The organism is Parviterribacter kavangonensis (assembly GCF_056863335.1).
This window is the reverse complement of the sequence record NZ_JBXPJA010000001.1, coordinates 1-25,288: the sequence shown is the minus strand read 5'-3', so window position 1 is coordinate 25,288 and position 25,288 is coordinate 1. Positions and strand designations below refer to the sequence as shown.

Genomic DNA, 25,288 nt, shown 5'->3' with positions numbered 1-25,288 from the left:
GACGATCGTTCGATTCCTACTGTTGGCCCGGATGTGGGACGGTTGCGCGGTCATGCCTTCGGGTCGCCGCCTGCCCACCTCCCGCATCGTCCTCGCCCTCGGCCTCGCCGGGATCGCGAGCGCGGGCCTCGGCACGTCGGTGATCGGCGCGGGCGCGAAGGTGCGCACGTTCGACCTCGCGCTCAAGGACGGCACGCACGTCACGGTCAGCGTCGACGTGGCGGAGGACGCCGATCCGTGGACGATCGAGTACCCCGGCGTCGCCCTCGACCAGATCGACGCGATCACCGAGACCGACACCCCGGCGCCCGTCGTCATCCCGCCGCCGGCCGAGACGTCGACCACGTCGGCGCCCGCCCCGTCGGGCGACGCGACCAGCTCGACCGGGACCCCGACCGCGCAGGACGACCCCGCGCCCGCGGCCGAGGAGGCGCCCGCCACGCCGGCGGAGCCCGCCTCCCCCGCCGCGCAGGACAACGCGGGGGGCGACCAGGGCGCCGGCCGGCCGGACGCGGCGCCGCAGGACGACCCGCCGGCCGCCGGCGGCGACGAGCCCGGCTACGAGCCGGCCGCGCGCGGCAAGGGCGCCAAGCAGCGCACGACCGGCAAGAAGCCCGCGAAGGACGCGACGGCGAAGGACGACGAGGCGGCCGACGACACGGGCAACGCGAAGCGCACCAAGCGCAAGCGGGACCGCGACGCCGACGCGACGGGCGGCGAGCAGGCCCCGCCGCCGATCACGGACCCGACGATCTCGATCTCGACGCCCGGCGCCGCGCCGATCGGCGTTCCCAACTTCTTCATCGACAAGTTCCGCATCCCGCCGTTCCTGCTGCCGATCTACCAGGCCGCCGGCATCGAGTACGGCGTCCGCTGGGAGGTCCTGGCGGCGATCAACGAGATCGAGACCGACTACGGGCGCAACCTGAACGTCTCGAGCGCCGGCGCAGTGGGCTGGATGCAGTTCATGCCCGCGACGTGGAAGCGGTACGGCATCGACGCCAACGGCGACAGCCGCCGCGACCCGTACAACCCCGTCGACGCGATCTTCTCCGCTGCGCGGTACTTGAAAGCCGCCGGCGCCGACACCGACCTCGAGCGCGCCGTCTTCGCCTACAACCACGCCGACTGGTACGTGGACTCCGTGCTGATGCGCGCGCGCCTGATCGGCGGCCTCCCCAGCAACCTCATCGGGTCGCTGACCGGCCTCACCGACGGGCAGTTCCCGGTCGACGCGCCGGCGCGCTACGCCGACGAGCTGTCGGCGCGGGCCGCCTCGACGCGCGTCGCGAAGGGTCGCAACGCGGCCGTGCCGGTCGAGCCGCGCACGAGCCGCCGCGGCATCAACATCTACGCGAAGGCGGGATCCCCCGTCATCGCCGTGCAGGACGGCAAGGTCGTGAAGATGGGCCGCAGCGACCGGCTCGGCAAGTACGTCCAGCTGCGCGACGCGTACGGCAACACCTACACGTACGCCCACCTCTCCTCGCTCTCCAAGTCGCACCTCCAGGCGCGCGGCCGCTGGTCGACCAAGACGCGCGCCGAGGTCCACGCCTTCACCCCGACCAACTCGACGGTCACGAAGGAGCGCCTGTTCGCGAACCCGGACCGGCCCGCGGCGCTGAAGTCCGGCAGCCGCCTCCAGGCCGTCAAGCTCGCGACGGCGGCGGACCTCAGGGCGCTCGACCTCCCGGCCGGCGACCTCGTCGCGCGCAAGCTGCGCACCGGCTCGCGCGTCATCGGCGGCACGGTGCTGGGCCGCGTGGGCGGCACGACGCCGCATGTCCGGTTCGCGATCCGGCCCGCCGGCCGCGGCGCGCCGCTCATCGATCCCAAGCCGATCCTCGACGGCTGGAAGCTGCTCGAGTCGACCGCCACCTACCGTGCGCTCGGCCGCAACCCCTTCGTCGGCGGCAACGCCGGCCCGACCATCGGCCAGATCCTCCTGATGGGCAAGGCCGAGCTCGAGGGCCGCGTGCTGCGCAACCCGCGCGTCGAGCTGTACTCCTGCGGGCGCGAGGACGTCAAGGCGGGCCGGATCGACCGCCGCGTCCTCGCGACGCTCGAGTTCCTCGCCGCGTCCGGCCTGCGCCCGAGCGTCACGAGCCTCGAGTGCGGCCACTCCACCTACACGAAGTCCGGCAACGTCTCCGAGCACTCGACCGGCACCGCCGTCGACATCGGCAAGATCAACGGCATCCCGGTCCTCGGCCACCAGGGCGAGGGCTCGATCACCGACGTCACCGTCCGCCGCCTGCTCACCCTCCAGGGCACGATGAAGCCGCACCAGATCATCACGCTCATGACGTACGAGGGCACCGACAACACGCTCGCGATGGGCGACCACGACGACCACGTCCACGTGGGCTTCCAGCCGATGTACGGCGCGAACTCGGCGACCGGCCGCCAGCTCAGCGCGGTGCTCAAGCCGGGCCAGTGGATCAAGCTGATCGACCGCCTCGGCGAGCTGAGCGAGCCGTCGGTCCCCGCCTCGCCGCAGACCGCGTGGGTCGCGCCGGCGCGCTCGAGCGCGCGCCACAAGGGCGACTGAAGCTGACGACCGGCATCGTCTCGCCCGCTCAGCGGGTAAGGCGGGTGCGTGGGCAACGAACGCCTGGTCTCCTTCCGTCCGCGCACGATCCTCACGAGCGCCGGCGTGCTCGTCGGGCTCGGCGTCGTCATCCTCGTGCTGTGGATCGCCCGGCAGGCGATCACCTGGGTGCTCATCTCGCTCTTCCTGGCGCTCGCGCTGAACCCGGCGGTCGAGTGGCTGCAGCGCCACGGGCTGCGGCGGCGCGGCTCCGCCACTGCGGCCGTCTACGTCGTCGCCCTGCTCGTCGTCGTGGGGCTCGCCGCGCTGCTCGCGCCGCCGCTGGTGCGGCAGGTGAGCGACCTCGTCGACGCGGCGCCGGGCTACATCAGCGACTTCACGAAGGGTCGCGGGCCGCTCGGCGACCTCGAGCAGCGCTGGCACATCAGCGATCACGTGCGCGACGCGTTCGGCCAGGGCGAAGGCGGGCAGGGCACCGACACCGTGCTCTCGGTCGGCCGCGGGATCGTCACCGGCATCACCGGCCTCGTGACGATCGTGTTCATGACGCTCTTCATGCTGCTCGAGGGCCCGACGTGGGTCGAGCGGGTCTACTCGCTGATCCCCCTCGAGTCGCAGCCGCGCTGGCGGAAGGTCGGCAGCGGCATCTACCGCACGATCGGCGGCTACATCAGCGGCAACCTGCTCATCAGCGTCATCGCCGGCCTGTCGGCGTCGATCGTGCTGCTGATCCTCGGTGTGCCGTTCGCGCTGGCGCTGGGCCTCGTGGTGGCGGTGCTCGACTTGATCCCTCTGGCGGGCGCGACGCTCGCGGCGATCGTCGTCACGCTCGTGGCGTTCCTCGACTCGACGACGGCGGGGATCATCGTCCTCGCGTTCTTCATCGTCTACCAGCAGGCCGAGAACCACATCCTGCAGCCGGTCGTCTACGGCCGCACGGTGCAGCTGTCGCCGCTCATCGTGCTGATCTCGATCCTCATCGGCGTCGAGCTGGCGGGCATCCTCGGCGCCCTCGGCGCGATCCCGATCGCCGGCTCGCTGCAGGTGATCATCAAGGACTGGATCGAGCACCGCCAGAAGCGCGTCGAGCAGGAGAGCCTCGAGCACCTCGGCATCGATCGCGACGAGCGAACTACTCCGGCACATCCGCAGCCAGCGCCGCGATGACGGTCTGCAGCCACGCGCGCTCGTCGCTCTCGGCGCGCGACATGCGGATGCGCGCCCAGCGCGACACCTGGTTGCGGCCGCCGATCGCGGCCACCCGGCCCGTCACCGCGTAGCGCCCGTCGTCGAGCGCCCACAGCCCGCCGGGCTCGTCGCGGCGGATGCGCAGCTGATCGAGCACTTCGGCGCCGCGGATCTCGCGCAGGTGCGCCGGGTCGCCGTCCTGCTCCTCCTTCCAGTGCCACGTGCTGAACACCGGCGTGCGCGCGGACGGCTTGCGCGGCGGGCGCTGCTGCGGGCCGATCGGGCCGGTGCGCCAGCGCGCGAGCAGATCGGGCACGCGCCGTGCCGCCTCCTCGCTGAACAGCAGGTGCACCTCGTCGCCGACCTGCAGGCGCGTCGAGCCGCGCGGCGGGATCGCGAGCTCGCCGCGCACGATGACGTTGGCGACGGCGTCGCGTGGCAGCCCGAGGTCGCGCACGCGCGCGCCGACCACGGCGTCGTGCGGGCCGACCGGGTACTCGACGATCTCCGCGCCGAGGCGGCGGATCGTCCCCAGCTCGGCGACCGGCCGCGGCAGCGCCGGCTCGCGCGTCGTCATGCCGAGCCAGCGCGCGAACGGCTCGAACGTCGCGCCCTGCACGAGCGTCGAGAGCAGGACGGCGAAGAAGACGATGTTGAAGATGGCGACGGAGCCCTCGAGGCCCTCGATGACGGGGAACGTCGCGAGCACCACCGGCACCGCGCCGCGCAGGCCGGCCCACCCGAGGACGAGCTCCTCGCGCAGGGAGAAGCCGAAGGGCCAGAGCGCGAGGATCGTCGTCAGAGGACGGGCGATCACGACGGCGACGATCGCGAGCACGGTGCCCTCGACCACGACGTCGCCGAGGTCGGACGGGAACACGAGCAGGCCGAGCGTGAAGAACATGCCGAGCTGGGCGACCCATCCCACCCCCTCGTGGAAGGCGGTCACCGTGCGCTTGGCCGGGATCTCGGCGCTGCCGAGCGCGAGACCGGCGAGGTAGACGGCGAGGAAGCCGGAGCCGCCGAGCGTGTCCGCCATGCCGAACGCGAGGCCGGCCGTGGCGAGCGAGGCCACCGGGTAGAGGCCGCTCGTCGCCAGGCGGACGCGCCGCGAGGCCTGGACCGCGAGCCAGCCGATGACGACGCCGACGACGAGGCCGATCCCGAGCTCCTCCACCAGCAGCAGCGCCACGTCGTCGAGGCGGAACGTCGGGTCCTCGATCCACTCGATCAGGCCGACGACGAGCAGGACGGCGACGGGGTCGTTCAGGCCCGACTCGCCCTCGAGCGTGCGCGCCAGGCGCCGCTGCAGCGTCGACTCGCGCAGGATCGCGAAGATCGCCGCGCCATCGGTCGACGAGAGGACCGCGCCGAGCAGCAGGCCGTCGACGGTCGGCAGGTCGAAGAGCGCCGCCGCGGCCAGGCCGGCGAGGATCGCGGTGCCGGTGGTCGAGATCGTCGCCAGCGCGACGGCCGGCGCGAGCACCGGGCGGATCTCGGGCAGTCCCGCCGAGAGGCCGCCCTCGAAGAGGATCAGGGCGAGCGCGATGATGCCGACGGTGCGCGCGAGCTCGTAGTCGTTGAACGCGATCCAGCCCAGGCCGTCGGACCCGACGAGCATGCCGACGCCGAGGAAGAGCAGCAGCCCCGGGATCTTCAGACGCCCGGCGACGAGCGAGGCCGTGAGGCCCGCCGCGAGCAGCACGGAGGTCACCAGGATCAGCTGGCCGTCGGTCACGCCCGCTGCACCTTCTCATGGGGAGCGGTCAGGGGGATCTGCGGAGGCAGCGCGCGCCGAAGCCCTCCGCGATCGCGGCGGCGTCGTGCCGCAGCGCTCCGAGGTACGTCGCGCCGTCGCTGCCGGGCTCGCCGAGCGTGTCGGCGTAGAGGGCCGGCCCGACCTTCGCGCCGGCGTCGCGGGCCACCGCGACCTCGAGGCGCCGGTTGAGCGCGGCCTCGGGGAAGATCGTCCGGACACCCGCGGCGCGGATCTTCGCCACGAGGTCGCGCACCTGGCCGGCCGACGGCTGCGCGGCGGTCGACCGGCTCGGGACGATCGAGCCGAGCACCTCGACGCCGTAGCGCCGCGCGAACCACCCGAACGCGTCGTGGTTCGTCACGAGCTTGCGCCGGTCGCGCGGGATCGTCGCGAAGCACCGCGCGATCTCGCCGTCGAGCGCGCGGAGCCGCCGCAGGTACCGGTTCGCGTTCGCCTCGTACGTGGCGCGTCCCGCCGGGTCGAGCTCGACCAGCTCCCGTTCGATCGCCCCCACCGCGCGTTCGGCGTTGCGCGGGTCCTGCCACCAGTGCGGGTCGTCGCCGCCCGCGCCGATCGCCTCGCCCACGTCGACGCGCTTGGCGTCGCCGCCCGACTCGCTGACGAGGTCCGTCAACCACTCGTCGACCTCGCCACCCGACTGCAGCACGAGCTTCGCGTCGAAGATCGCCGACGCGTCGCTCGGCCGCGGCTCGTAGTCGTGCGGGTCGGCGTTCGGCTTGAGGACGGTGCGCACATCGACCCGCCCGTCCCCCACCTCGCGGGCGAAGTCGCCGAGCTGCGTCGTGGTCGCGACCACCCGGACGCCGTCGCCGCCGTCGCCCCCGCACGCTGTCGCGACGAGGGCGATGAGGAGGAGGAAGGTGGCGGCGGTCCGGCGCATCGGCCGGGAGACCCTACCATCAGATGAGAACGGTTCTCATTTGACCTCGGACGCGCGTGAACACGGTGTGAACGACTGCCCACCCCGGGCGCCGGGTCCGCGAAGATGACGGCGCCGTGGACTGCCCCGACTTCGTCGCCGACCTCCCGCTCACCTCGAAGGCGTTCCGCTACGCGGAGGACCACCACCGCCTGCAGCGGCGCGACAGCGACCTCGCGCCGTTCATCCTCCACCCGCTCGAGGTCGCCGTCCTGCTGCGCAACCGCGGCTTCGACGACGAGGTCGTCGCCGCCGGCCTGCTCCACGACGCCATCGAGGACTCGGACGCGACGGAGGAGGAGCTGCGCGAGCGCTTCGGCGACCACGTCGCGCGGCTCGTGTCGGCGCTGAGCGACGACCCGGCCATCGACGGCTACGGGGAGCGCAAGGAGGCGCTGCGCGAGCGGGTGCGGCGCGCAGGGCCGGAGGCGCAGGCGATCTACGCCGCCGACAAGGTCGCGAAGGCCCGTGAGCTGCGGTCCAAGGCCGTCCGGGACCGGCTCCCGCTGGACGAGGAGAAGCTCCACCACTACGAGGAGAGCCTCGCGATGCTGGAGGCCGCAGTGCCAGATCTGCCGCTCGTGCGCCAGCTCCGGTTCGAGCTCTGGGCGCTGCGCGCGCTCCCGCCCGCGCTGTCCTAGCTGCGGCCACCGTGAGCGGCGATCGGTCAAGGAACCGATTGCCGTGCCGAAGAACGCGGGGGAGTCCATGGCGTCTGATTCCCGCCCCCCTGCTCCCGAGCGGCCCGTCTCCGGCCGTCTTCGGCTCGCTGCCGCCCTCGGAGGCGCCGGCGTGCTCGCGGTCGGCCTCGGCGCCGGCGTCCTGCAGTCCCACGCGGACGGCACCGCGCCCGAGGCTGCGCCCGGCGAGGCCGCCCTCGGCACCCAGCAGCCCGAGACGATCGCTCCCGCCGCCGACGCGGCGAGCGAGACGCCGAGCACCGTCACCGCGACCGACACCTCGACCACGGCGGCCACCACGACGGGCACCGGCACGCCCGCCGCCCCCGCCACGCCCGATCCCGCCACGCAGCCTGACCCCGCTGCCGCTGCGGCCGCAGAGGCCCCGGCCGAACAGCCTGCCGCCCCGGCCGAGCAGGCCGCAGCGCCCGCCGAGCAGGCCCCGGCTCCGGCCGACGCGGCCGCGCCCGCCGAGCCCGTGCAGGAGGACCCCGCGGCCGCCGCCGAGCCGAAGGTCCGCGACGCCAAGGGCAGCAAGCAGGACGACCCGGCTGCGGACGACAAGAAGAAGGACGCGCCGGCGAAGAAGAAGGCCAAGCGCAAGGGCGCTTCGACGAAGACGAAGAAGCTGCCGGTCGTCCACATCGACCGCACCCCCGTCACGCCGCCGCTGCGCACGCCGGGCGGCGTCCCCACGCTCGCCAACCCGTCGACCTCGATCGCCACGCCGGGCCCGGCCGCGATCGGCGTCCCGAACTTCTTCATCGAGAAGTTCCGGATCCCCCCGTTCCTCCTCCCGATCTACCAGGCCGCCGGCACGCAGTACGGCATCCGCTGGGAGGTCCTGGCCGGCATCAACGAGATCGAGACCGACTACGGCCGCAACCTCAACGTCTCGAGCGCGGGCGCCGTCGGCTGGATGCAGTTCATGCCCGCGACGTGGAAGCAGTACGGCGTCGACGCCAACGGTGACGGCCGCAAGGACCCGTACAACCCCGTCGACGCGATCTTCGCCGCCGCGCGCTACCTCAAGGCCGCGGGTGCCGACGAGGACCTGCGCCGCGCGATCTTCGCCTACAACCACGCCGACTGGTACGTCGACTCCGTCCTCATGCGGGCGCGGATCGTCGGCGGCATGCCGGCCGATCTCGTCGGCTCGCTCACCGGCCTGACCGAGGGCCGCTTCCCTGTCGCCGCCAAGGCGCGCTACGCCGACGACCTCGACGAGAAGCGCGCGACCAAGCGGGTCGCCGCCGGCGAGAACGCCGCCGTCCCGGTCGAGGGCGACGAGCAGCGCACCGGCGTCCTCATCTTCTCCAAGCCCGGCGCCGCCGTCGTCGCGACGCACGACGGCAAGGTCGTCAGCCGCGGCGTCAGCGACCGCCTCGGCCGCTACATCCGCGTCCGCGACACGTACGGCAACACGTACACCTACGCGCGCCTCGCGACGCTCGAGCAGACGTACCCGGTCGCCAAGCGCGGCGTCAAGCCGACGCTGCCGGCCACCACGCCGACGACCGAGGCCGCGAGCCCGGAGGGCGCGCCCGGCAAGGAGCGGCTCTTCGCCCATCCCCGTCGCCCGGAGGCCTTCCAGTCCGGCGGCGAGCACCAGGTCGACGCGCCGGCGCCCACGGGCAAGGCCGACTACGTCCGCACGCTGCTGCACGTCAAGCCCGACCAGGTCACCTGGAAGCGCCTCAAGCCCGGCTCGACCATCGTCGGCGGGACGGTCCTCGGCCACATCGGCGACACGAGCTCGACCCGCGCGCCGCACATGCTCTTCGAGATCCGCCCGGCCGGCCGCGGCGCCCCGCGCGTCGACCCCAAGCCGATCCTCGACGGCTGGAAGCTGCTCGAGTCGACGGCGATCTACCGCTCGGCGCGCAAGAACCCCTTCTTCGGCGACGACGCGAAGGCGCCGACCGTCGGCCAGATCCTGCTCATGAGCAAGACGGCGCTGCAGCGCCGCGTGCTGAAGAACCCGAACATCTCGATCTACTCGTGCGGCCGCCGCGACGTCATGACCGGCGTCATCGACCGCCGCGTGCTCGCGCTGCTCGAGTTCCTCGCCGCGAACGGCCTGCGCCCGACGGTGTCGAGCCTCCAGTGCGGTCACGGCTACCTCACCGCGTCGGGCAACGTCTCGGAGCACTCGACCGGCACCGCGCTCGACATCGCGGCGATCAACGGGATCCCGATCATCGGCCACCAGGGCTCGGGCTCGATCACCGACATCACGATCCGCCGGCTGCTGACTCTGCAGGGGGCGATGAAGCCCCACCAGATCATCAGCCTCATGACGTACCCGAACAGCGACAACACGCTGTCGATGGCCGATCACGCGGACCACATCCACGTCGGCTACCGCCCCGTCGGCGGCCAGTCCGGCAAGTTCACGACGGTCCTCAAGCCCGGCCAGTGGCTGAAGGTGATCGACCGGCTGAACGACATCAAGAACCCGGTCGTCCGCACGACGCCGTCGAAGGCGTCGATCAAGGTCACGCCGAAGAAGTACGGCAACGCCGGCCGGCGCGCCTCCTCGCACGACTAGCGCGCGACGACGCGCACCTCCTGCAGCAGCGGGTCGGTCGCGTAGGCGATCCGCGTGCCCGCCGCCGCCTCCGCCCGCAGCGCGTCGAGCAGCTCGGCCGTGACGACCTCCCCCGGCGCGAGCGCGGGGATGCCCGGCGGGTAGGGCGCCGCGAGCTCGGCGGCCACGCGGCCGATCGCGTCGCGGGCGCCGACGAGCTCGGACGGCGCGAAGAACGCGTCGCGGGGCGAGAGCGCCGTCTGCGGCGCGATGCGCCATGCGGCCGAGGCCGCGGCGGCGCGGGGCGGGCCGCGGTGGGCCTCGATCGCCTCGGCCAGCGCCGCGATGAGGCGGTCGACGCTCGCCGCGTCGTCGGCGAGCGTGAGGATCGGGACGAGCGTGTCGCGGTCGGCCATCTCGAGCCGGATGCCGGCGCGCTCGAGGTCGCGCTCGACCGCGAAGCCGTCGGCGCCGGTTCCCGCGAGCGAGACGACGAGCTTGAGCGGGTCGACCGCCGCGGCGGCGGGCAGGCGGGCCGGCACCGACCCGTCGACGAGCCGCACGCCGTCGATCGCGCCGATGGCCTGCCGGAAGCGCCGCGCGTGCCCGAGCGCGCGGTCGAGCAGCGCCGGCCCCTCGGTCGCGGCGAGCAGGCGGGCACGGTCGATCGAGGCGAAGATCGCGGCGCTCGGGCTCGTCGTGTGCAGCGCGTCGAACGCGTCCTCGACGCGCCGCGTGTCCAGCGGGCCCTCGCGCCAGAGGACGAGCGCGCCCTGCGTGAACGCCGTCAGCGTCTTGTGGACCGACGTGACCATCGCGTCGGCGCCGGCCTGCAGCGCGTTCGGCGGCAGCGAGGGCGCGAACCCGAAGTGCGCGCCCCACGCCTCGTCGACGACGAGCGGCACGCCCGCCTCCCGCGTCAGGCGCGCGATCGCGGGCAGGTCGCTGAGCACGCCGGTGTACGCCGGCTCGACCAGCACGACCGCCCTCACGCCGCGCTGCAGCGCCGCCGCCACCTCCGCGGTGGAGACGCCCGCCGTCAGCCCGGTCTGCGGATCGACGTCGGGCCGCAGCCACACCGGCGTCAGCCCGCTCAGGACGAGGCCCGCGAACGACGAGCGATGCAGCGTCCGCGTGATCGCCACCTCGTCGCCCGGCGCCCCGAGCGCCAGCAGCAGCGCCTGGTTGGCCATCGTCGACCCGGCGACCGAGAAGCGGCAGCGGTCCGCTCCCCAGGCCTGCGCCGCGAGCCGCTCCGCCCGCCCGAGCACGTCATGCGACAGCCGCGCGTCGTCAACGCCGGGGATGAGCGCCACGTCGCGCTCGAGCAGCGGATCGCCCAGCCACGGCGCGCGCTTGTGCCCCGGCAGCCCGAAGTGGTCCCCCGGCGCGGACAGGAACGCCTCGAGCGCATCGGCCAGCGGCGCCCGGTCCATGTCGTCAACCCCGCTCACCGCCGCGCGAGCGTACCTGCGGTCGGAGGTGTCTACGTCCGCGCGACGCGGGTACGCCACTAGCGACCCCGGAGAACGACCAGAAGGAGGGCACCCGTGGCGAAGAAGGCCCGCGAGATCATGTCCGACGACTGCACCTGCATCGGTGAGAACGACTCCGTGCTCGATGCGGCGAACCTGCTCGCCAAGCTGGACGTCGGCTCTCTGCCGATCTGCGGCGAGGACAACCGCCTCAAGGGCATGCTGACCGACCGCGACATCGTCGTGAAGGTGCTGGCGAAGGGCAAGGACCCCGCGTCGACCAAGGCGGGCGAGCTCGGCGTCGGCGACGGCAAGACCGTCACCATCGGCGCCGACGACTCGATCGACGAGGCGCTGCGCACGATGTCGGACCACCAGGTCCGGCGCCTGCCCGTGATCGACGGGCACGACCTCGTCGGCATCATCAGCCAGGCGGACATCGCCCGCAACATCGACGAGGAGAAGGTCGGCGACCTCGTGGAGGCGATCTCCCGCTAGGTCCGTTGGTCCGTTCCCCGGGCGCCGTCAGGCGGCGCCCGGGCGGACGAGGCCGCTCTCGTAGGCGAGGACCACGACCTGGGTGCGATCGCGCAGGCCGAGCTTGCGCAGGATCGAGGTGAGGTGCGTCTTCACCGTCGCCTCGGAGAGGAAGAGCCGCTCGCCGACCTCGAGGTTCGACAGGCCGCGGGCGACGCACTGGACGACCTCGAGCTCGCGCGCCGTCAGCTCGGCGAACGGGTCGGCGCCGCCGGTCCCGCCGGGCGGCGGCAGCTCGACGTAGCGCTCGATGACGCGCTTGGTGATGTCGGGGGCGAGCAGCGCCTCGCCGGCCGCGACGGTCCGGACGGCCTCGGCGAGCCGGGCCGGCGGCGCGTCCTTGAGGATGAACCCGCTCGCGCCGGCGCGCAGCGCCGCGTAGACGTACTCGTCGAGGTCGAACGTCGTGAGGATGAGCACCCGCGCGGGCACCTCGCGCTCGACGAGCCGGCGCGTCGCCTCGATGCCGTCGACGCGCGGCATCCGGATGTCCATGACGACGACGTCCGGCTGCAGCGACAGCGTCTTGACGATCGCCTCGTCGCCGTCCTCGGCCTCGCCGATGACCTCGATGTCGTCGTTGGCGCCGAGGATCGCCTGCAGGCCGCCGCGCACGAGCGCCTGGTCGTCGGCGATGAGCACCCGGATCACGAGCGCGACTCCACCGGCAGCCGGGCGTGGACGCGGAAGCCGCCGTCGCGCGCGATGCCGCTCTCGAGCGTGCCGCCGAAGAGCCGCGCGCGCTCGGCCATGCCGGCCAACCCGCGCCCGCTGCCGTTGCGGCCCGACAGCGCGGACCCGCGGTCGTTCAGCACCTCGACGTCGACGGCCTCGTCCTCGTAGCGGATCGTCACGCGCGTGCGGACGTTCCCGGCGTGCTTGCGCGCGTTCGTCAGCGATTCCTGCACGATCCGGTAGGCAGCGAGATCGACGCCCGGCGGCAGCTCCGGCCGCTCCCCGACCTCGACGACCTCGACGTCAAGCCCCGCCGCGCGGGCCTGGCCGACGAGCGCCTCGAGCGTCCCGAGGCCGGGCTGCGGCGCGTACTGCGCCTCGTCCTCGCGGAGCACGCCCATCAGGCGGCGCATCTCGGCGAGCGCCTCGCGCGTCGTGCGCTGGACCGCCTGCAGGTGCGTGGCCGCCTTGTCCGGATCGGACCGCAGCAGCGTCTCCGCCGCCCCTGCCTGCAACGCGATCGCCGACATCGAGTGCCCGATGATGTCGTGCAGCTCGCGCGCGATGCGCGCCCGCTCTGCGTCGACCGCCTCCCGCGCCTGGACCTCGCCGCTCTCGGCGCGGCGGCGCACGAAGTACCCGGCCGTCCACGCGGCCGCGGCGAAGAAGGACAGGACGGCGAAGTCCGACGGCTCGGGATCGCCCGTGAAGTAGGTGAGCGCGATGACCGTGACGAGGGCCGCGTAGACGGCGAGCCCCGCGATCACCGCGAGGCGCAGCGTGCGCGCGTACACGGCGGCCGAGAACAGCGCGACGAGCAGCGCCGGGAACGGCATGGCGCCCTCCTCGGCCGTGTCGCCCTGCGCGACGACGACGCGCAGGATGACGAGCGCCGCGAGCGCGATCGGGACGCCGACCGGGGCGCGCCGGCGGAACGCGATGGGCACCGTCACTTGGATCGCCCAGCCGATGCGCTCCGGCGTCGGCCCCGCGCCCTCGAGCAGGATCGCCTCGAGCAGCCCCCACACGAGGAGGACGGCGGCGATGAGGACGTCGACGGGGCGGATCCGGCGCATGCGAGCGGCGAGCGTAAACGGTCGTCACTACGACTTGAGTCGGGTTCGGGACCGGCGATGAGTCGGGGTCAAGATCGCCCGCGTGGCCGACGACGGCGCACCGGGCCGGACGTAGCGTCCCGGCCATGCTCAAGTCCACTCGCTCCATCGCCCTCTCCACCGCCGCGGCCGGCGCCGCCTTCGCCTTCATGGGGGCCCTCGAGGCCACTCATGACTTCCCGGCCGAGACGCACCACACGATCGACTCGACTGCGGAGTACCTCGTGACGGGCGGGCTGCCGATCGCGCTCGTCCTCCTCGCGCCGATGTACCGGCTGCTCGGGCAGCTCGCCGGCAGGGCACGCGCCGGCCTCGCCGCCGCCGCAGCGATGCTGGTGCTCGCCGCGCTGTCGGCCTCCTCGGTCGTCAACGGCGAGGACCTGGCGATCTTCGACGTCGTCGCGCCGCTCTGCCTGCTCACGTGGCTCGTGTCGTCGGTGCTCCTGACGATCGGCCTGCGCCGCACGAACGCCGTCCCGAAGGCGGTCGCGTTCGCGCTGCCGGGGCTGCTGATCATCACGTTCCCGCTCGCGACGGTCGGCGGCCCGCTCGTGACCGGCGCGTTCTGGATCGCGATCGCCGCCCGGATGGTGCGCGAGCCCGCGCTTCAGCCGGCGGTGGCCTGAGCCTCCCGCTCGCGCTCGCGCAGCTCGATCCGCCGGATCTTCCCCGTCAGCGTCTTGGGGAGGTCGTCGACGAACTCGATCCGGCGGGGGTAGGCGTACGCCGACAGGCGCTCGCGGACGAACTTCTTGATCTCGTCCGCGAGCGCGTCGCTCGGCTCGTGACCCTCCGCGACCACGACGAACGCCTTCACGACGTGGCCCTTCACCTCGTCGGGCGACGCCACCGCCGCCGCCTCGCGCACCGCCGGGTGCTCGAGGCACGCGGACTCCACCTCGAAGGGCCCGATGCGGTAGCCGGCCGCGATGATCACGTCGTCCGCGCGGCCCGCGTACCAGATGTAGCCGTCCTCGTCCTGCGTCGCGGCGTCCTTCGTGTGGAACCAGCCGCCGCCGAACGTCTCCTCGCTCGCCTCCGGCTGGCGCCAGTAGCCGAGCGGGTAGTGCGGGTTCGACCGGGCGCGCAGGCAGATCTCGCCGCGCTCGCCCTGCGGCACCGGCTGCTCGTCCTCGTCGAGGATCTGCACGTCCCAGCCCGGCATCGGGCGGCCCATCGAGCCCTCGCGGACCTCCATCCACGGGAAGTTCGAGCACAGCGGATAGGACTCCGTGAGCCCGTAGTAGTCGAGCACGGTGATGCCGTACTGCTCGCGGAACCAGCGGATCGCCTCGGGGTTCAGCGGCTCGCCCGCGCTGCACACGCGACGGAACTTCTGCGGGTAGCGCGAGCCCGCGTCCTCGATCGCCATCATCGCCCGCATCGCGGTCGGGGTCGTGAAGACGTTCGTGACCTCGTTGCGGCTGAGGAAGTCGAGCTGCTTGTGCGGGTCGAACCCGCCCTCGCGCTGGAAGACGACCTGGACGGCGCCGAGCCGCCACGGCCCGAGCAGCGGCGCGATCCCCGCGGCCCACGCCCACTCCCCCATGCCGTGGAAGCGCTCACCGTCCTGCACCTCGTGGCTGAGCTCGAACTCGTTGTGGGCGAGCAGATAGCGGTGGGCGTGGATGATGCCCTTCGCGAGACCGGTCGTCCCGGACGTGTAGTACAGCTGCGCCGGGTCCTCGGCCGCCGTGTCGGTCGAGAAGGGATCGGTCGGCGCGCCGTCGAGCAGGCCGTCGTCGACGATGAGGAGGTCGACGCCGCTGCTCTCGAACCGCGGCGCGTTCGCCCGGTCGGTGACGAGCACCCGCGGCTCGGAGTCGTTGAGCCGGTGGCGGATCCCGTCGTCGCCGTAGAGGACGGACATCGACAGCAGGAGCGCGCCGAGCTTCCAGGTGCCGAAGAAGATCGCCGCCGTCTCGGCCGTCGGCGGCAGGACCACGGCCACGCGGTCGCCGCGCTCGACGCCCGCTTCGCGCAGGACGTGCGCCGCCTGGTTGGCGAGGTCCTGGAGCTCGCCCCAGACGAGCTCGCGCCGCGCCCCGTCGAACCGCTCCCAGACCATCGCGAGCTTGTCGCGCGGGTGCTTGTCGCAGACGTCCGCGGCGATGTTGTAGCGCTCCGGGACGCGCCACTCCCAGGTGGACCGGACCTCGTCGTAGCTCCGCATGCCCGGCATCCTCCGCCCCTCCCGGGGGATCCGCAAGGGTGGGCTCCTCCCCGGGGCCCTGGCCTCCAGCGGTCCGATGGGGGAAGCGCGGGCGAAGACCTGCGGACCCCGGCCGCGACTTCTGCGAACCTCCTTGGCGATGCGTCGTCGCGCCCTCGACCCCGCGGCCCTCGACCCGTACCTGGACTCGCTCTGGCGGGTCGCGCGGGCGTTGACGGGCGAGGCGTCGTCGGCCCACGACCTCGTCCAGGCCACGTGCCTGCTCGCCCTGCGCGACCCGCAGCGGGTGCGCGGCGACGTCCTCGTGCACCTGCTCTCGACGCTGCACGGGCTCTTCCTCGACCCCGCACGGGGCAAGCGGCGGCGGCTGGTGAACGTCGCGGCGCCGGAGCCGGACGACGTCCCCGCCATCATCAGCCGCCTGCCGCAGGAGCAGCGCGACGCGGTGGCGTTCGTCGACGTCGGCGGGCTGTCGCACGGCGACGCGGCGCAGGTGCTCGGTGTGCGCGAGGGCGACCTCGCGAGCCGCCTGTACCGCGGGCGCGACCGGATCGCGCGCGTGCTGGCGGACGCCGCCGAGGATCAGGAGCGCGACGCCCGCGAGGGCCGCGCGCCCCTGGCGTAGGCCCCGAGCGTCACCAGCGCCGACCGCGGCACGTCCGCGCTCGTGAGCATGTGCGTGCGCCCGTCGCTGGCCCACATGGCGACCTCGCGGTCGCCGACCTTCGTCACCCGGAAGCCGAACCGGCCGCGGGCGACGCGCTCCGTGTCGTCCGGCGCCTTGACCGACGGGCGCTCCAGCACCGTGTACGCGACCTGCTTCCCGCCGCGGCTGTAGAAGACCGTCGCGCTCTTGTGACCGCCAACCTGGTCGCGCCGCGCGCCGACCGCGCGCCAGCCGGGCGTCCGGTGCCAGTCGGGGAAGCCGACGCCGTCGATCGAGAGCCGGCGGACCGCGCCGTTGAGCGGCTGCAGGCGGGCGTCGGCCGTGTCCGGCTCCTTGCCGCCGAGCGCGGCGGCCTGCTCGAAGGCCGGCGGCTCGTCCTCGCGGCCGGAGACGATCACGGCGGCGCCGATCGCGCACGCGAGCACGACGAACCCGAGCGCGATGAGCCCGGGCCGCGCGCGCCGGCGGCGGCGCATCGGCAGCGCGCGGCTGCCGGCGGACGCCGCGGACCCGGCGCGCCACGGCGGCGGAGCGAACGCGCCGCTCTCCGGCGGGTCGATGCGGCCCTTGATGCGGATCGTCTCGCGGCCCTCGCGCTCCTCCCGCTCCTCGTCCGCGGGCGCGCGCTCCGGGCGCCCCTCCCCCGTCGCGGGACCGAGGGCCTGCAGCCACGACCGCAGCCGGTCGGGCGCGTGGTGCTCGTCCGTCCGGATCGCCTCGAGCGCCGCGCGCTGCCGGTCCAGCGCCGCCTGCAGCTCCGGCGACCGTGCGACGCGCGCCTCGGCATCCGTCCGGCGGCCGGGCGGCAGCGAGCCGTCGGCCAGGCCGGCGACGTCGGCATGAGGGTCCTGGCTCACCGGGCGACTCCTCGCATCGCGTCCGCGACCCTACCCGACCCGTCCGCCCGCGGCCGGGCGTTCCCGCCCACGCGCTACCGACTCAGGCGAACGCTGCGGCGGGTGGTCGCGGAGCGGCCGTCCTGGCCCGTCGCGCGGACGACGAGGCGTGCGTTGAGGGTGCGGAGCTTTGCGAGCGCCCGGCGCCGGCCGCCGGCGAGCCGCACGCGCAGCGTGACGCCGGCGCGGTAGAAGCGCTCGCCTCCGCCGCCCGAGGCGAGCGTGACGTCGCGCCCCCGCCGCCGGGCCAGCAGGGTGACGTCGAGGCGGCACGCCCTCGAGCACGTGATCTGCGCGCGCAGGCCCGAGCGCAGCAGCTTCGCGAGCGACCTGGCGGGCGCCATCCGCGTCACGGCGACGTCGAGTCGCGTGCGGCTGGCGCGGCCGCTCGTCGAGCGCTCGGTCCTCCCCACGCCGATCGCCGCGACGGCCGCGGCGGCGTCGAGGCGCCCGCCGGTGGCCACGCGATCGTGCAGGGCCGGCACCTCGGCGGCCGTCGAGAGGAGCGCCTGACGGACCTCCGCGACGCTCGCCTGCGGGCTGCGGGACAGCATGAGCGCGGCGGTGCCGGAGACGAGCGGCGCCGCCATCGAGGTGCCGCTCTGCAGCGCCCAGCCGCCGCCGCGCCGCGTCGTCGCGATGCCGACGCCGGGCGCCGCCAGGTCGACGCCGCGCGCGCCGTGGTTGGAGAACGGGGCGAGCGCGTCGTCGCGGTCGCTCGCCGCGACGCAGACGACGTTCGGGAGGTCGTACGTGCACGGGTACTCGGGCCGGGCGTCGACGTCGCGGCTCTCGTTGCCGGCGGAGGACACGAAGAGCACGCCGGGGTGCTCGGCGATCATCTCGCGCTCGGCGCGCGACGGCTGCGACCCGCCCCAGGAGACGTTCACGACCCGCGCGCCGGACCGGATCGCCCAGCCGTACGCCCGGATGGCGTCGGCGACGTCGCCCTCGCCGTGGCCGTCGAGCACGCGCAGCGGCAGCAGCCGCCCGCGCCAGGTGACGCCCGCGATGCCCGCCCCGTTCTCGGCGGCGGCGCCGGCGATGCCCGCGACCTGCGTCCCGTGGCCGTCGGTGTCCGCCGGCGTGCCGTCGCCGTCGACGAAGTCGTGTCCCTCGACGAGGTTCGGGGCGAGGTCGGGGTGGTCGAGGTCCACGCCGGAGTCGACGAGCGCGAGCTCCACGTCCGCCGATCCCGTCGTCATGTCCCACGCCTCGGGCGCGCGGATGACGGGCAGCGCCCACTGCTCGCCGAAGAGCGGGTCGGCCGGCACGGCGTGCGCGAACCGCTGCTCGTCGGCCTCGGCGTAGAGCACGCCCGGCAGCGCCTGCAGCTGCTGCACGAAGACGTCGACGGGGACGCCGTCGGGCACCGGGACCTCGAACGCGCCCGGCAGCGGCAGCGGCTCGGCGAGCCGGCCGAGGACCGTGTCGTCTTCGACGCGCACGATGACCGAGTCGGCGCTCGCCGTGCCGGTGGAGAGCGCGAGGGCGAGCAGGGTCAGCGACGCGACGAGGAGACGGCGCACGGGAACGGGCGTACCCGCGTTCCGCGAGTGCGGACGCGCCAGAAGCGCCTCAGACGATCTCGAGCAGCGTGTCGAAGGCGTCGAACGTGTGGGCGAGAAGGGGATCGAAGACGGTCTCCCCCATGAACATGCGCGCGTCGCGCGGGCGGACCCCGAGCTGCACGAGCCGGTGCCCGGCGGCAAGCATCCAGCGCCCGACGACGGCTCCGCCTCCGATGGCGTCGGCGCGGCGCAGCGCCGGCTCGAGATCGGGCGGCTCCGCGGCGTCGCGCCAGCCCGTCGCCTGCCAGCGCTCGAGCACGCCGCACGCGTCGTCGACGCGCGGCAGCGCGGCGATCGACTGCAGCACGCGGCGCCAGCCCATCCGCCCGGCGCGCAGGGCGCGGTCGCGGACGGGGATCGCCTCGAGCCGGGCGACCACCCGGCCCACCGCGTTCTCCGCCGGCGTGATCAGGCCGGTCACGAACGCGGTCAGCGCGAACGTCTCGGCGCGGTCGCGGGCGTGCTCCGGCGCGTCGAACGACAGCTTCAGGCACCGCTGCATCGCCTCCGAGGCCGCCGCGACAGAGGGCTCCAGCGCCGCGACCTCGACCTTCAGCTCCGCGACCGCGTCCACGAAGCGCCGCGCGTCCTGCCGCACCGTCCCCTCCGCGGCCCCCGGAAGCGCCACGACCACCAGCACGATGAGCGGAACGAGGAAGCGGCCCATCGCCGCCGACGCTACAGGCTGGAAGAAGCGCCTGCACCCGTCCGCGTGCCGCTCAGCAGCTCCGCGTAGAGGGCGGCGGTGCGGTCCGCGACGTCGGCCCAGTCGAACCGCAGGACGTGCTCGCGCCCCTCGGCGACGAGCCGGTCGTGCAGCTCCTGATCGGTGAGCACCCGCTCCATCGTCGTCGCCAGCGCCGCGGCGTCGCGGGTGCGGAAGCGCAGCCCCACGTCGCGCGGCACGACCTCGCGCAGCCCGCCGGTGTCGGCCGCCACGCAGGGGCAGCCGGACGCCATCGCCTCGAGCGCGACGAGGCCGAACGGCTCGTACAGCGACGGGATCACGCAGAGGTCGGCGATCCGGTAGAGCCCGTGCAGCGTGTCGTCGCCCAGCCAGCCGGCGAACGTCCCGTGCCAGTTCAGCCCGAGCCGGAGCGCCTGCGCGCGCAGCTCCGCCTCGTGCGTGCCGGTGCCCGCGACGAGGAACCGGACGTCGCCGACGCGGCGGATCACCTGCGGCAGCGCGTCGAGCGCGACCTGGAAGCCCTTCTCGTACACCAGCCGGCCGGCGAGCAGGATGAGCTTCTGATGCGGCTCGGCGTACCGCAGCCGCAGCGCGTCGAGGTCGCCGGGCGCGTGCAGGTCCTCGGGATCGATCCCGTTCGGGATCGTCGTGACCCGGCCGGGGGCGACCTCGAAGACGTCGGCGATGTGGCCCTGCATGAACGTCGAGCAGGCGATCACGCGGTCGGCGCGGTGGACCATCCGCCGCTCGACGCCGTGGATGAACGACTGCGGGTGCTTGTCGACCCAGCCCTGGTGGCGGCCGTGCTCCGTCGCGTGGACGGTCACGACCCAGGGCACGTCCATCCGCTGCGCCAGCCGCTCGGCCGCGCGGGCGACGAGCCAGTCGTGCGAGTGCAGGAGGTCGAACCCGAACCGCTCCATCAGCGAGGCGCCCGCCGCGAGCATGTCGGCGTTCATCTGGTGCACCCAGGCGAGGAACGCATCGAGGTCGTTGCGGGGGAAGCTCGGCTCGCGGACGCGGTGCACGATGACCCCGTGGCGGTCCTCCTCGGCGGGCGCGTGGTCACCGCCCCGCGTCAGGACGTGCACCTCGACACCGGAGGCGACGAGGTTCTCGGACAGCTTGCGGACCGCTCGGGCCAGCCCGCCCTCGACGATCGGCGGGTACTCCCAGGACAGGACCAGGACGCGGGCCGTCACGACGCGCCAGAACCTACCGAACGACCCGCCAGGTCACGTCACCGCCGGGCGCCGGCGCGTACCGGCAGTGGGCGCCCGTGCGGACGGCGGCCTCGAGGTGCTCGCCGAGCGCCGGATGCTGCTCGGCGACCGCCGCGATGGCCGATCGCAGCGCCCGCGTGACGCTGACGCGGGCCCGCTCGGAGGCCGACGCTGCGCGCCGGCTGCGCCCGCCGAGCCCGACCGCCCGCGACAGCTCGGCCGACAGCAGCTCGAGCTCCTCCGAGGCGCGTTCGGCGCGGAGCGGGTCGTTGAAGCGCCGCGCCTCCTCGAGCTCGTCGCGCAGCTCCGCCACGCGGGCGCGGTAGGCGCGCGTCGCCTCGGCGTCGAGCAGCTCGCCCGCGTCGCTGTCCGGCAGCGCCTCGCCGGCGGAGGCGAGGTCGAGCGCCGCCACCTCCTGGTGCGGGCGCTCGAGCAGCGTCGCGAGGTAGCCGATGCCCTTGCGGTCCCGGACGCGCACGGTGGCGCCGCGGTGGGCGACGACCCACACCTCGCCCTCGCGCGCCAGCCGCGCCTCCTCGGCGGCCGCGGACGCCGGGACCGCCGTCGCGGCGAGGCGGTCGGCGAGCGGCCGCATCCCGAGCGCGCGGGCGACGCCGAGCGCATGGTCGGTCAGCGCGGCGGCCTCGTCGCGCTCCCCGGCCGCCCGCAAAGCGTCGGCGAGGTCGGCCTCGCTCAGCGCCGCCAGCGGCGCGGCGCCCGCGGCGCGATGGGCCTCGACGGCGCGTCGCAGATGGTCGACGGCCTCGCCGGTCCGGCCCAGCAGCAGGTCCATCGGCCCGAGCCGCGCGTGGACGATGCCGGTGCACAGGCCGCCGCCCGCGGCGTTCCAGCGCTCCGCGTACGGCAGCAGGCGGCCGTGGAGCTTCGCGACGCTCTCGCGGTCGCCGAGCTTCACGGCGATGTCGCCGCAGCGCCCGAGCAGCGAGAGCGACGCCATGTCGTCGACCGGCCCGCCGAAGTCCTCCGCGACGATGCCCGCGAACTGCGCCCGCGCCTCCTCGAGCCGTCCCGTCTGCGCGAGGAGGTACGTGAGCATCTCGCGCCAGACGATCGTCGCCCGCGAGGTCATCGCCCGCATGTCCGGCTCCAGCTCCTCAAGGCCGCCGCGCAGCTCGCGCAGGTACGACTCCTGCAGCAGCCGGTAGCGCCAGGCGCCGTCGCCGCGGGCGCGGCCGCCGACCAGCTCCGCCTCGGCGATCAGCCGCTCGGCGTCGTCGAAGCGCCCGGCGAGCAGCGCGATCGTCGTGCGCACGAGCAGCACGCGCCAGGTGAGCGCGGGCTGCCGGAGGCCGGCGGCGAGCAGGTCGGCGGCGTCGAGCTCGTCGGAGGCGTCGGACGGCCGGCCGAGCTCGATCGCGTCGATCGCGCGCGCGACGTGCGCCTCCAGCTGCAGCTCGGCGTCGCCGGCCTCGCGGGCGAACGCGATCGCGCGGGCCGCGGCCGCGAAGCGTTCCTCGACCGTGTCGGGGACGTTGACCGAGACGTGCCAGGCGATGAGCGCGAACGCGCGGACGGCCGGGTCGCCGTCGCGTTCGGCGAGCGCGACGGCCTCCTCGGCCAGCGCGCGCGGGCGCTCCGAGCCGGGGCCGAAGTGCAGCTCGCGCGCCAGGCGGGCGAGCAGGCGCGACCGCAGCGCGGGCTCGTCGTCGCCGACGACCGCGATCGCCTGCTCGAGCAGCGCGACGAGCGTGTGGTCGACCTCCCCCGGGCGCACGACGACGCGGCCGAAGCCGAGCGCGGCGTGGGCGAGCTGGTGCGCCAGACCGCCGGTCCGCGCGAGGTTGGCGGCGCGGACGAACGCATCGCGGGCTGCCTCGGCGTCGCCGGCGCGGCTGTGGGCGTCGCCGAGCGCGAGCAGCAGGAGCGCGCGGCGCTGCGGCTCGAGCGGCTCGAGCGCGTGGTCGGCGATCGCCAGCGCGCGGGCGTACTGCGCGGCGGCGTCCTCGAACGCCAGCCCCGCGAGCGCGTGCTGCCCGGCCCGCTCGCACGCGGCGACCGCGGGCGCGGCGCCGGTGACGGGAGCGGCCGCGGCGCGGTGGTAGGCCAGCTCCTGCAGCAGCTCCGGGTCCGCGCGCGCCCGCGTCTCGAGCGCGTCGGCCTCGCGCCGGTGCAGCTCGGCGCGCTCGCCCGGCTCGAGCTCGGCGTAGAGCCAGTCGCGGATGAGCATGTGCGCGAACCGCAGCTCGCCCGCGTCGCCGAGCGTCACCAGCCCGGCGCGGACCGCCGGCTCGACGAGCGCGAGCGCCTCGTCGGGCTTGACGTCGCGGAGGAGGGCGACGCGCGCGACCGAGAAGTCGCGCCCGACGACCGCGCCGGCCGCCAGCGTGGCGCGCGTGCCCGCCGGCAGCGGCTCGAGTCGCCGCCCGATCGCCTCCTGCACCCCGCCCGGCAGCGCGTCGCCCGCCGCGGACGCGAGCGCCTGCAGGAAGAAGGGGTTGCCCTCCGCCCGCCGCAGGACCCGCTCGAGCGTCGCCGGCGACATCGCGGCGGTCGCGCTCGCCGCCGCGAGCAGCTCGGCGGCCTCGCGGTCGAGCCCGGAGAGGACGAGCTGCTCCCCGCGGCGCCCCAGCCCGGTGAGCAGCCGCTCGATCGCCGCATCCGTCCCCGGATCGGCGACCCGGAACGTCCCGACGAGCAGCAGCCGAGACGACGCAAGCCGCGGCGCGAGGAGCTCGATCAACCGCAGAGACGCGGGATCCGCCGCGTGCAGATCGTCGAGCACGACGACGAGAGGCTCGGCCGCCGCCGCCGCGAGCAGCACCTGCGCGACCCCGTCGAAGAGAGCGAACCGCGCCGCCGCGTCTGGAGCCCCGTCTCCGGGCGCCGCCGGAGACCCCTCCGCCGCAGCCCCTTCGCGGGCCGCCGCCGAGGCCCCTTCGCCGGGCCTCCCGGAAGACCCCTCCGGCGCCGCGGCCGCGAGCTCGGGGACGAGTCTCGCGACCTCTCGCGCCGCGGCCTCCACCCTCGATCTCAACGCGGCCGCGCCGCGGCGGGCGGTGAGGGTTCGGAGGACCTCGATCCACGGCCAGAAGGCGGGTGCTCCGCCGGCCTCCCAGCAGCGGCCCCAGACGGGATCGGCGTCTTCGGTGGCCGCTTCGACGAGGCGGGTCTTGCCGATGCCCGCGTCGCCGGTGACGGTCACGAGGCCTCCGCGGCCGCCGCGGGCCGACGCGATCGCTTCACGGAGCCGGGAGAGCTCGCGGTCGCGGCCGACGAACGAGCGCTCGAGGGTGGCCATCGCCGCCGACTCTACGGGCGCCGGCGCCGACCGTACAGATCGTTCCGTCGCGCGTTACGCCCATGGGATGAACACCCGCTCCCCACCCGCTCACCACGGAGGTCCCATGGCCGTTGCTCCCGACATCCACATCGACGAGGCCCGCGTCGAGGCGTTCACCTTCCAGGCGATCGCCGACGCCGCCGGCGCGTACGTGACCGTCCTCACCTCGATCGGCTCGCGCGTCGGCCTGTGGCGTGCCCTCGCCGAGGGCGGCCCCGCCACGAGCGAGGAGCTCGCCGCCCGCACCGGCACCGCCGAGCGCTACGTCCGCGAGTGGGCCGCCTGCATGGCCAGCGCGGGCTACGTCGACTACGACGCGGCCGCCAAGCGCTTCTCGCTGCCGTTCGAGCACGCGCTCGTCCTCGCCCACGAGCACGCCCCGACGTACCTCGGCGGCGCCGCCGGCCTCGCCCGCGGCGTGCTGAGCGCGGCGGACGGCGTCGAGGCGGCGTTCCGCACCGGCGGCGGCGTCCCGATCGCCGAGTACGGCGACCACTTCTGGGCCGGCCTCGAGCAGATCACCGGCGTCGCGTTCGACCACCTGCTCGTCCAGGAGTGGGTGCCGGCGGTCGACGGGCTGCAGGAGGCCCTCGAGCGCGGCATCGACGTCGCGGACGTCGGCTGCGGCACCGGCCGCGCGCTCATCCGGCTCGCCGAGGCGTTCCCGCAGTCGCGCTTCCACGGCTACGACGTCTCGGAGGACGCCGTCGCGCGCGCCCGCCGCGCCGTCGAGGAGGCCGGCGTCGTAGACCGCGTCGACATCCGCATCGCCGACGGCAGCGGCGGGCTGCCGCAGCAGTACGACCTCGTCACGACGTTCGACGTCGTGCACGACTCGGCCGACCCGCTCGGACTGCTGCGCTCGATCCGCGGCGCGGTGAAGCCCGGCGGCGTCTACGTCTGCCTCGACATCTCCAGCGAGCCGAAGCTCGAGGACAACGTCGGGCCGCTCGCCACGCTCAAGTACGGCATCAGCGTGCTGCACTGCATGACGACGTCGCTCGCGAAGGACGGCGCAGGCCTCGGCACCTGCGGCGTCCACGAGGACCGCCTGCGCGAGCTGAGCATCGAGGCCGGCTTCAGCAGCGTCGCCCGCATCGCGGAGACCCCGTTCGACTGCGTGTACGAGGTCCGTCCCTGATGGCCGTCGACGTCCTCGTGCACTTCTCGCTCGAGGCCGTCGGCGCCGCCGGCCTGGGGGGGGGGGGGGGGGGGGGGGGGGGGGGGAGGGGGAGGGGGGGGGGGGGGGGGGGGGGGGGGGGGGGGGGGGGGGGGGGGGGGGGGAGGGGGGGGGGGGGGGGGGGGGTGGGGGTGGTTAT

General features: G+C 74.6%; 19 protein-coding genes. 8 read left to right on the top strand and 11 right to left on the bottom strand.

Annotated elements, in window-relative coordinates; genetic code table 11:
• Window positions 1–52 precede the first annotated feature (52 nt).
• Complete coding sequence (locus tag AC1UE4_RS00095; protein WP_482915178.1) at window positions 53–2,551, top strand: lytic murein transglycosylase; 2,499 nt, start codon at window positions 53–55, stop codon at window positions 2,549–2,551.
• 48 nt (window positions 2,552–2,599) lie between these two features.
• A complete protein-coding gene (locus tag AC1UE4_RS00090; RefSeq protein ID WP_482915177.1) occupies window positions 2,600–3,718 on the top strand; it encodes an AI-2E family transporter in 1,119 nt (372 codons plus the stop codon).
• Here the strand turns inward: AC1UE4_RS00090 and AC1UE4_RS00085 are convergent.
• Window positions 3,684–5,477 (bottom strand): potassium/proton antiporter, encoded by a 1,794-nt coding sequence (locus tag AC1UE4_RS00085; protein ID WP_482915176.1) that lies wholly within the window; start codon window positions 5,475–5,477, stop codon window positions 3,684–3,686. The genes AC1UE4_RS00090 and AC1UE4_RS00085 overlap by 35 nt on opposite strands.
• Before the next feature lie 28 nt (window positions 5,478–5,505).
• Window positions 5,506–6,399, bottom strand: coding sequence for a metal ABC transporter substrate-binding protein (locus AC1UE4_RS00080; RefSeq protein WP_482915175.1), 894 nt, complete (start codon window positions 6,397–6,399; stop codon window positions 5,506–5,508).
• Between the two features lie 116 nt (window positions 6,400–6,515).
• Here AC1UE4_RS00080 and AC1UE4_RS00075 point away from each other — a divergent pair, with 116 nt between their 5' ends.
• Both AC1UE4_RS00075 and AC1UE4_RS00070 read left to right on the top strand, forming a co-directional pair.
• Window positions 6,516–7,079 carry an HD domain-containing protein gene (locus AC1UE4_RS00075; RefSeq protein ID WP_482915174.1) on the top strand — a complete coding sequence of 188 codons (564 nt, stop codon included), beginning with the start codon at window positions 6,516–6,518 and terminating at the stop codon, window positions 7,077–7,079.
• A gap of 151 nt (window positions 7,080–7,230) precedes the next feature.
• Window positions 7,231–9,669, top strand: coding sequence for a lytic murein transglycosylase (locus AC1UE4_RS00070; RefSeq protein WP_482915173.1), 2,439 nt, complete (start codon window positions 7,231–7,233; stop codon window positions 9,667–9,669).
• On the opposite strand, the gene AC1UE4_RS00065 is transcribed toward AC1UE4_RS00070, so the two are convergent.
• Window positions 9,666–11,102 (bottom strand): aminotransferase class I/II-fold pyridoxal phosphate-dependent enzyme, encoded by a 1,437-nt coding sequence (locus AC1UE4_RS00065; RefSeq protein ID WP_482915172.1) that lies wholly within the window; start codon window positions 11,100–11,102, stop codon window positions 9,666–9,668. The two genes, AC1UE4_RS00070 and AC1UE4_RS00065, sit on opposite strands and share 4 nt — an antisense overlap.
• Before the next feature lie 120 nt (window positions 11,103–11,222).
• Between AC1UE4_RS00065 and AC1UE4_RS00060 the strand changes: the two genes are divergently transcribed.
• Window positions 11,223–11,621 carry a CBS domain-containing protein gene (locus tag AC1UE4_RS00060; protein WP_482918184.1) on the top strand — a complete coding sequence of 133 codons (399 nt, stop codon included), beginning with the start codon at window positions 11,223–11,225 and terminating at the stop codon, window positions 11,619–11,621.
• A gap of 27 nt (window positions 11,622–11,648) precedes the next feature.
• On the opposite strand, the gene AC1UE4_RS00055 is transcribed toward AC1UE4_RS00060, so the two are convergent.
• On the bottom strand, window positions 11,649–12,311 hold the full coding sequence (locus tag AC1UE4_RS00055) for a response regulator transcription factor (RefSeq protein WP_482915171.1): 663 nt from the start codon (window positions 12,309–12,311) through the stop codon (window positions 11,649–11,651).
• Entirely contained in the window at window positions 12,308–13,411 is a 1,104-nt protein-coding gene (locus AC1UE4_RS00050) for a sensor histidine kinase (protein ID WP_482915170.1), read from the bottom strand. Before AC1UE4_RS00050 ends, AC1UE4_RS00055 begins: the two co-directional genes overlap by 4 nt.
• Window positions 13,412–13,536: 125 nt before the next feature.
• Here AC1UE4_RS00050 and AC1UE4_RS00045 point away from each other — a divergent pair, with 125 nt between their 5' ends.
• Window positions 13,537–14,076, top strand: a complete 540-nt coding sequence (locus tag AC1UE4_RS00045; RefSeq protein WP_482915169.1) for a hypothetical protein — start codon at window positions 13,537–13,539, stop codon at window positions 14,074–14,076.
• Here AC1UE4_RS00045 and AC1UE4_RS00040 read toward each other — a convergent pair.
• On the bottom strand, window positions 14,058–15,623 hold the full coding sequence (locus AC1UE4_RS00040; RefSeq protein WP_482915168.1) for an acetate--CoA ligase: 1,566 nt from the start codon (window positions 15,621–15,623) through the stop codon (window positions 14,058–14,060). The genes AC1UE4_RS00045 and AC1UE4_RS00040 overlap by 19 nt on opposite strands.
• 139 nt (window positions 15,624–15,762) lie before the next feature.
• On the opposite strand from AC1UE4_RS00040, the gene AC1UE4_RS00035 reads away from it, so the two are divergent.
• Window positions 15,763–16,248 (top strand): RNA polymerase sigma factor, encoded by a 486-nt coding sequence (locus tag AC1UE4_RS00035; protein WP_482915167.1) that lies wholly within the window; start codon window positions 15,763–15,765, stop codon window positions 16,246–16,248.
• On the opposite strand, the gene AC1UE4_RS00030 is transcribed toward AC1UE4_RS00035, so the two are convergent.
• The 5 genes from AC1UE4_RS00030 to AC1UE4_RS00010 form a co-directional block, all read right to left on the bottom strand.
• A complete protein-coding gene (locus AC1UE4_RS00030) occupies window positions 16,206–17,147 on the bottom strand; it encodes a hypothetical protein (protein ID WP_482915166.1) in 942 nt (313 codons plus the stop codon). The genes AC1UE4_RS00035 and AC1UE4_RS00030 overlap by 43 nt on opposite strands.
• Before the next feature lie 74 nt (window positions 17,148–17,221).
• Complete coding sequence (locus AC1UE4_RS00025; protein ID WP_482915165.1) at window positions 17,222–18,715, bottom strand: S8 family peptidase; 1,494 nt, start codon at window positions 18,713–18,715, stop codon at window positions 17,222–17,224.
• Between the two features lie 49 nt (window positions 18,716–18,764).
• Window positions 18,765–19,424 (bottom strand): hypothetical protein, encoded by a 660-nt coding sequence (locus AC1UE4_RS00020; protein ID WP_482915164.1) that lies wholly within the window; start codon window positions 19,422–19,424, stop codon window positions 18,765–18,767.
• 11 nt (window positions 19,425–19,435) lie between these two features.
• Window positions 19,436–20,647, bottom strand: a complete 1,212-nt coding sequence (locus tag AC1UE4_RS00015; RefSeq protein WP_482915163.1) for a glycosyltransferase family 4 protein — start codon at window positions 20,645–20,647, stop codon at window positions 19,436–19,438.
• A gap of 13 nt (window positions 20,648–20,660) precedes the next feature.
• A complete protein-coding gene (locus AC1UE4_RS00010) occupies window positions 20,661–23,927 on the bottom strand; it encodes an ATP-binding protein (RefSeq protein ID WP_482915162.1) in 3,267 nt (1,088 codons plus the stop codon).
• 106 nt (window positions 23,928–24,033) lie between these two features.
• Here AC1UE4_RS00010 and AC1UE4_RS00005 point away from each other — a divergent pair, with 106 nt between their 5' ends.
• Complete coding sequence (locus tag AC1UE4_RS00005; RefSeq protein ID WP_482915161.1) at window positions 24,034–25,110, top strand: methyltransferase; 1,077 nt, start codon at window positions 24,034–24,036, stop codon at window positions 25,108–25,110.
• Window positions 25,111–25,288: the final 178 nt, after the last annotated feature.